The sequence below is a fragment of the Psychrobacter sp. genome, from assembly GCF_018260395.1.
GTDB lineage: Bacteria > Pseudomonadota > Gammaproteobacteria > Pseudomonadales > Moraxellaceae > Psychrobacter.
In genome coordinates this window covers 1-7,720 of the sequence record NZ_JAGLBC010000115.1, presented here as the reverse complement: position 1 = coordinate 7,720, position 7,720 = coordinate 1, and the positions used below count along the sequence as shown (strand labels likewise).

Genomic DNA, 7,720 nt, shown 5'->3' with positions numbered 1-7,720 from the left:
ATTCTCCTTTACTATGGATTATAAGCAGTTACACAAAGTTTGGGAAACTCCCTTGAAATCAGACACTTTAATAGCTTTAAAGTCTTTCTTTATCTCTACAGCTTCCTGTAATGAATATATAATGCCACAATGCTTAAATGCCACAATGTCCCAATGTATCGTAGGATTATGCTGAGGTTCTAGATCACTTATGGCTTTAGAATATCAGCAGCACAACTAGATTTAACTGTACTTAACCTTATAAGCCTAACATCTTTAGTTTCTTAATATTCAGATATCCTACAAATGATTTATCTTCTACTATATTGCTATCATCATCGATAGGTTTAATGATTAATCTACCCGTACCAATCAAACCTGCCACATCATAAATTTCATCCACATCAACACAGTGTTTATCATCGATATGTGAAGCTCCACTGAAGGGAGTGAGTTCATCGCTATAGCTAAAATCTCTATAAAATTGTGTCTTACGGGCATATGCCTTCGCCGCAGATTCCGTAGGTGCAACGACCAATAGCTTATAATGAAACTCTTCAATACTACCCTTCTGGTAGCCTCCTAAATTTATAAAATATAGTTTATCCAAACACGGATTATCTTGCAGTTCTGATATTGTCTCATGATATCCCTGAGTCAGCTGATAAGGTTGCACGTTGGCAACCGATACTTGATACCATTTACCATCTACACCATAGACACAGGTTACTGCTTGGTACGAGTCAATATGCCAACTGTTTTTGACTTCGGGCCAATGCATATTGATTGCAGGAATAAGATCTGTAACCTTATCAGCAATACCAAAAAAAATATCGTGCTGTTCAATTAAACGTCCTTTAGGACGAGCACCCAGCTGTATCATATATAAGGTTGGCATGTGATCTCAGTAATTTAATTCAAAATAGTTGTAGTTTTGATAAATTATAATTCGTTAGTTTTTAGAAAAATACATAGTTATTAAGCGACTAGCTTGATTGCAGCCAAGAATTTATTAACTACCTTTATTAAATTATTCAGGATGATTATAATATTAAGCATACTAAATTCATCTCTATTATTTATGTGTTAGGCAGATATCCGTATTAAAAAAGCGACCTAAAGGCCGCTTTAAAAAATATAGCTCAATAAATAGCATTTAAGACAATAAATAAGTCCTAATTTTCAAATAAAGCTTAGCGATATCACTTTTACAACTTTAAACGTTTGTCTTGTTCAAGTTTACTCATAATTTCAGGTAGCTTATCACCCGCTGCGGTTAATACAGATTTAGTGGCTATACTTAACATACCTGATATTGCTGAATGAGCGGCATTGGCTAAACCTAGCTTTTCAACTAAGGTTGGTTTTTGACGCGACATTAAAGCGTAAACTTGATGATCTTTCATTTGATTCAATAGATATGCATCAGAAGTACTAAGCTCATCAACTAAATTAAGTTTAAGAGCATCTTCACCATACCAATGGTCACCATTGGCTACTTTTGCCAAGTCAAGTTGCGGACGATAAGTAGTTACAAAGTGTTTGAACAACTCATGAGTCTGTTCAAGCTCTTCTTTATACTTAACTCGGTCATCATCGTCATTCTCACCGAACATAGTCACAGTACGTTTATAATCCCCTGCGGTGAACATCTCATAATCAATATCATGTTTTTTTAGCCATTTATTAAAGTTTGGCATTTGAGATACCACGCCAATAGAGCCAACCACAGCGAAAGGTGCAGCCAAGATTCTGTCAGCAACACACGCCATCATATAGCCACCGCTTGCAGCAATTTTATCAACACAGATTGTCAAGCTTAAACCAGCGTCTTTTAGACGTGCTAATTGTGCCGCTGCCAATCCGTAACTATGAACCATGCCACCGCCCGACTCTAATCGAACCACAACTTCATCATCTTTATTAGCAGCACTAATAATGGTACTTATTTCTTCTCGCAAATGTTTGACTGCTGAAGCTTTGATATCACCATCAAAATCTAACACAAAGATTCTTTTGTCTTTATTATGAGACTTCAATTTTTCTTTTAACTTCTGTTTGGCTTTTTTAGTCAGCGCTTTTTGAAATTGTTTTAATGCATTTTTATCTTGTGTCGCTTCAATTAAACTTTTGCGAAGTTGCTCTTGGCTTTTATTTAAATGAACGACTTTCAGCTCAACTGGATTCTTAGCAGGATGAAACAACATATTCTTTCCTTAAATAGATAAAACAACTCAAAAACGGGACTGATATAATAACGGTATATCCGCATTATATTTTTATAGTATTGTTATTAATATGCGTTTGGTTTTAAATATTTCAAGGGTGCTCAGCTTTATCATTAGTTGTATCAAACGCTAAGATTAGGCATAATGAGCGTTTGATAAAAATTCTTATTGAGAGTACTTTCTTAATTTTTATAATTATTCTTTTTGATAAATGATAGGTAGTGGACAGTTTATGAAGCGTACCGAGTATTGTGGGGCAGTAACCGAAGCGTTGCTAGAGCAGACCATCACTGTAAAAGGATGGATTCACCGTCGCCGTGACCATGGTGGTGTTATATTCTTAGATATGCGCGACCGTGAAGGTATTCTACAGGTTGTCATAGACCCTGATACACCAGAAGCTTTTGCAACGGCTGACATAGCTCGTTCTGAATATGTTTTAGAGATCACAGGTCGTGTGCGTAAGCGTTACGAAGGAACTGAAAACCCAAATATGATCAGTGGTCAGGTAGAATTATTGGCTAAAGAAATTAATATCTTGGCCAAATCAGAAACACCGCCATTCCCTCTAAATGATGAGACTACTACGGTTAACGAAGACTTACGTCTAAAATATCGTTATTTAGATATGCGTCGTCCACAGATGCAAGAGCGTATGGTATTTCGTGCTAAAGCCACCTCTACGATTCGTCGCTATTTAGATGATCATGGCTTCTTAGATGTTGAAACGCCTATCCTTACTCGTGCTACTCCTGAGGGTGCGCGTGACTATCTTGTGCCGTCTCGCACGCGTCCTGGTAACTTTTTTGCTCTGCCACAATCCCCTCAGCTGTTCAAACAGTTATTAATGGTGTCAGGCTTTGACCGTTATTATCAGATCGCTAAATGTTTCCGTGACGAAGACTTACGTGCTGACCGTCAGCCGGAGTTTACTCAAGTCGATATTGAAACTTCTTTTTTAACAGAAGAAGAAATCATGAACATCAATGAAGGTTTGATTCAAAACCTATTTAAGACCATGCTTGATGTTGATTTGGGTGAATTCCCACGCATGACATATGCTGATGCAATGCGTGATTATGCTTCTGATAAACCAGATTTACGTATTCCTTTAAAGCTAGTTGACGTTGCAGATTTAATGCAAGGTGTTGAATTTAAAGTTTTTTCTGGCCCTGCCAACGATCCAAAAGGTCGTGTTGCTGCCCTAAGAATTCCAAATGGTGGTTCATTAACTCGCAAGCAAATTGACGAGTACACCAAGTATGTAGCCATCTACGGTGCTCGTGGTTTGGCTTATATTAAAGTGAATGATAAGACCAACATTAATAATGGTGTGGACAAAGAGTCAGGTTTGCAGTCTCCAATTATTAAGAATATGAGTGACGACGTTTTGGTAAGCTTAATAGAGCGTACTGAAGCGCAAAATGGTGATATCATTTTCTTTGGTGCTGATAAAGCTAAAATTGTTAATGATGCCATGGGTGCCCTACGTGTGAAAGTAGGTCTAGACATGAATATGGAGACTTGTGAGTGGGCCCCATTATGGGTGGTTGACTTCCCAATGTTTGAAGAGACAGACGATGGCAAATGGACCTCCATGCATCACCCGTTCACCATGCCAAAAGGATCAGTTGAAGAGCTGAAGAATAGTCCAGAGACAGCTTTATCAATTGCTTACGATGTGGTACTTAATGGTACTGAAATTGGTGGTGGTAGTCTTCGTATAAACACTGTTGAAATGCAAAGAGCCGTATTTGATGCATTGGGTATCTCAGAACAAGAAGCCGATGAAAAGTTTAGCTTCTTGCTTGATGCGCTTAAATTTGGTGCGCCTCCTCATGGTGGCTTGGCATTCGGTCTTGACCGCTTGATCATGTTGATGGTTGGGGCAAGTTCAATCCGTGATGTCATTGCATTTCCAAAGACCAAAACTGCAGATTGCCCTTTAACACAAGCTCCTGCTGAAGTAGATAGTCGACAGCTACGTGAACTGGGTATCCGTGTTCGAGAAAAAGCTCAGGCTGAAATTAAAGAATAGCTATTAATTAGCACAAAGTACTCTATTACAATTTACTGATTTTATATCAGTAGATTTTGTTTGTAAGGCGATGATCGTGTCATTATGACTTATTTCATTTTGATAAGACGTCGCCTTATTTATAAGTGAACTGATATGAATCCATTGAATATATTTAGATATGTGCCATTGTCCTTTATGCGGGCATTCGCACTTTTTATGGTATGGATTATCATTCTGATTCCTAATTTAAGAATTAAGCGTACTATTCAAATTAATTTACAATTAGCTTTTCCTGAGCTTTCAAAAAAACAACGATACGTATTGACTAAACAAACCCTAAAAAACCAAGGTTTAAGCGCTATAGAATCAGTTAAATGCTGGGCAATGCAGCCTAAGTGGAGTATTGATAGGATTGATAATGTCATTAATCAAGAGGTTTTTGATGAAGCTCATGCCAATCCCAATGGTATGCTCGCCATTGTGCCTCATCTTGGCACATGGGAAATTATGAATGCTTGGCTAAATCAGTTTGGCTCCCCTACTATTATGTATAAGCCAGCTAGTCGTGAAATCACTGATGATTTTATTTTGCAAGGCCGTCAGCGTCTTAATGCCACTTTAGTGCCTACAGACGCTTCTGGTGTTATGGCAATTTTTAAGACCCTTAAGTCAGGTGGATTTAGTATAATCTTACCAGATCATGTGCCTAAGCCCTCAGGCGGTGTTATTGTGCCCTTCTTTGGTATAGAGACCCTAAGCAGTACTCTAGCGCCTAAACTTGCTAATAAGACCAAGTGTGCATTGGTAGGGCTAACCTGCCTGCGTAACGATAATGATGGGTTTGATATTTACTGTACCAAGTTAGATGATCCTGATTTATATGATCGAAATATGAAAGTGGCTACTTATGCTTTAAATAAGGCCATGGAAGATATGATTCGCTTCTGTCCAAGTCACTATATGTGGAGTTATCGAAGGTTCAAACGTATTCCTAATTTGGGTAACCCTTATAATGCTTCAGAGGTGCAATTAAGCCAATTTTTAAAACAAAGGGTTTCTGTTAATTCTCAACATTCAATGAATATAGAAAAACTAGAAAAATGAGTTTTGCCTACTCAACTTTGTATCTTACTTTATTAGTGAAACTCAGTATTAAAAGTTTAGTTTAGCGACTGTCTTAAAACCATTATCTAATCATATCTTTAGTATGTAACATAACCTTAAATCAAATACTTTGTACAATATCTTATAAGCTATTAATATGAATAATAGCTTTACACTTAATAGCAAAACATCGAATATGAATAAAAACTAGGATAATAAAGTGGCCGACAACCAAGAAACACGCTACATAATCTGTATGAAGTGGGGCACCAAATATGGTCCAGAATATGTCAATCGTCTCTATAATATGGTTAATCGAAATCTAACTTTAGACTTCCAAATGGTATGCTTGACAGATGATGAACAAGGTATAGATAAAAATGTAAAATGCTACCCTATTCCTGAGCTAAATCTACCGGATGGGCTACCTGAGCGCGGCTGGAAAAAACTGACTACTTTTAAGCCTGAATTGTATGATTTAAAAGGAACGGCATTATTTTTAGATATTGATATCGTCATTGTAGATAATATTGATGCCTTTTTTGAATATGAAGCCAAGCATGATGACAGCGTGATAATTATTCGAGACTGGAAAAAACCTTGGCGTATGGTTGGCAATAGCTCAGTATATCGATTTAAAATTGGTCAAAACAAGTATCCTAATCTGCTTAACAACTTTGAAAACAATTTCTCTAAAATTTGCGCTGAAGTTCGCCATGAGCAAGCTTATTTGTCTAACTATCTACGTGAACATCATCATTTAGAATATTGGGATAAGACGTGGTGTGTTAGCTTTAAATACCAATGTTTACCACCGACTCCCTTAAACTTCATTAAAGCGCCAAAGTTACCTGAGGGTGCTAAAATGATTATCTTTCATGGTGAGATTAATCCACCTGATGCCATACTAGGTGGCGGTGGTAAATGGTACCGTCATGTTAAACCTAGTCCTTGGCTTAAAACATATTGGCAGTAATTTTGGGATTAAGTTATCTTACTTTAAACTTATATTTTAGCCTTTAATATCAATTTTGAGCCACGTATGAATCAATCAAAATCAATTAACGTTAATATTGATGATAAGTTGCTAACCATTGACGTGTTTAGGAAGCACAATATACCCATTAATCTTGAAAGTGATTCTATCAATATATTTGCTTCTGGTCCTTCAGTGGCTAACATTGATTTCAATGATTCGATAACATCATTGCCAAGTATGTTCGTTAATGGTAGCTTATCCTTACTTAATAAGCATCCGTTCTCAAATGTTATTGCATACGTTATTAGCGATGAAAGATTTATCAATAATAATCCAGAGATATTAAAACAACACTATACAGGTCAGCCTTTATATATTACCCAACCTGTTTTAGAGGCTATTAAAGTAGACCTTCCGAATATTATCAATCAATACCACCATGCTATTAGAGTGATTTACCCTGTTGATAGACCGCTAATGAATCATAAGTCTAGTTTGCTTAATTCTTTACCTTTAATCAGCAAGGTTATTAATAAAAAGCTATCGCTACTTGAATTTAAAGATCATCCAGACTTTGTTATAGACAGCTCAAATTATCCTAAACCCATTGGGGTTTCTTTAAATGTCGAGCATGGTTTTGTCGAGGCAGGAACAGTCGCTTTTGTGGCCGCACAATTGGCATTTACATTAGGCGCATCTGAAATAAATCTATACGGTATCGACTTGATAAATAGTAATCAACCTAGGTTTTATGAAAGTAATGATAATGTCGCACCTTGCAAACTAGATAAGGCTGTGACAGAGCGCATTGTGCCGTCGTTTGATCTATTAGCGAAAGAATACAAAAAACATAAGGTTGGAATAATAAATCACTCACCTATATCTAAAGCGTTGTTCAATGACCTTTAATGACTTAGTATTATTTTAATTTATACATTTGGAATTGAATAGATGACACAGTTGATAGGTTGGAAGCGAAAATTCGTACTTATTTTTAAAAGTGAAAAGCGTCTTGGTGCTAAACAAATATTTTCTAATTTTACTGCTAAAACTTATGAGCAGATGAAACATACTCTCATTACTGAAGAAGATGTTGATCTAACGATTCTTTCAGATAAAGTAAGAATTAAAGATTTATCAGGGCATTTAAATAAATTAAAAAAAGAATTTATTGGTCAGTCAGAACTCAATTTCTACCATGCTACTCTCATAGTATTGCTTCGTAGAGGATATAAACCGCTGGATGTATTTGCTGAATTTGAAAAGCTATGGGAATCCGAGTATGAGTATTTATTATCTAATCTAACTGTAAGATGGATCGTTTCTGCTTGCGATACTTTTATTGATCACTCTCTTAACCCAATTCGTCCAGCGATTTTATTAAATGTTGTTACGCTTGTTAATACGCTA

6 protein-coding genes and 1 pseudogene are annotated in these 7,720 nt (G+C 36.5%); 5 read left to right on the top strand and 2 right to left on the bottom strand.

The window, feature by feature from the left end; genetic code table 11:
• Positions 1-238 precede the first annotated feature (238 nt).
• On the bottom strand, positions 239-877 hold the full coding sequence (locus QZ265_RS08595) for a DUF1543 domain-containing protein (RefSeq protein ID WP_296405324.1): 639 nt from the start codon (positions 875-877) through the stop codon (positions 239-241).
• 310 nt (positions 878-1,187) lie between these two features.
• A complete protein-coding gene (gene sohB, locus QZ265_RS08590; RefSeq protein ID WP_296405322.1) occupies positions 1,188-2,186 on the bottom strand; it encodes a protease SohB in 999 nt (332 codons plus the stop codon).
• Between the two features lie 253 nt (positions 2,187-2,439).
• On the opposite strand from sohB, the gene aspS reads away from it, so the two are divergent.
• The 5 genes and pseudogenes from aspS to QZ265_RS08565 all read left to right on the top strand — a co-directional run.
• A complete protein-coding gene (gene aspS, locus QZ265_RS08585; RefSeq protein WP_296405320.1) occupies positions 2,440-4,245 on the top strand; it encodes an aspartate--tRNA ligase in 1,806 nt (601 codons plus the stop codon).
• Positions 4,246-4,380: 135 nt separating this feature from the next.
• Positions 4,381-5,331: a lysophospholipid acyltransferase family protein gene (locus QZ265_RS08580; RefSeq protein WP_296405318.1), complete on the top strand. Its 951-nt coding sequence runs from the start codon at positions 4,381-4,383 to the stop codon at positions 5,329-5,331.
• 256 nt (positions 5,332-5,587) lie between these two features.
• On the top strand, positions 5,588-6,307 hold the full coding sequence (locus tag QZ265_RS08575) for a glycosyltransferase (RefSeq protein ID WP_296405326.1): 720 nt from the start codon (positions 5,588-5,590) through the stop codon (positions 6,305-6,307).
• A gap of 66 nt (positions 6,308-6,373) precedes the next feature.
• Positions 6,374-7,219: a hypothetical protein gene (locus QZ265_RS08570; protein WP_296405316.1), complete on the top strand. Its 846-nt coding sequence runs from the start codon at positions 6,374-6,376 to the stop codon at positions 7,217-7,219.
• Positions 7,220-7,261: 42 nt separating this feature from the next.
• Positions 7,262-7,720, top strand: a pseudogene (locus QZ265_RS08565) (hypothetical protein); the annotation flags it as partial.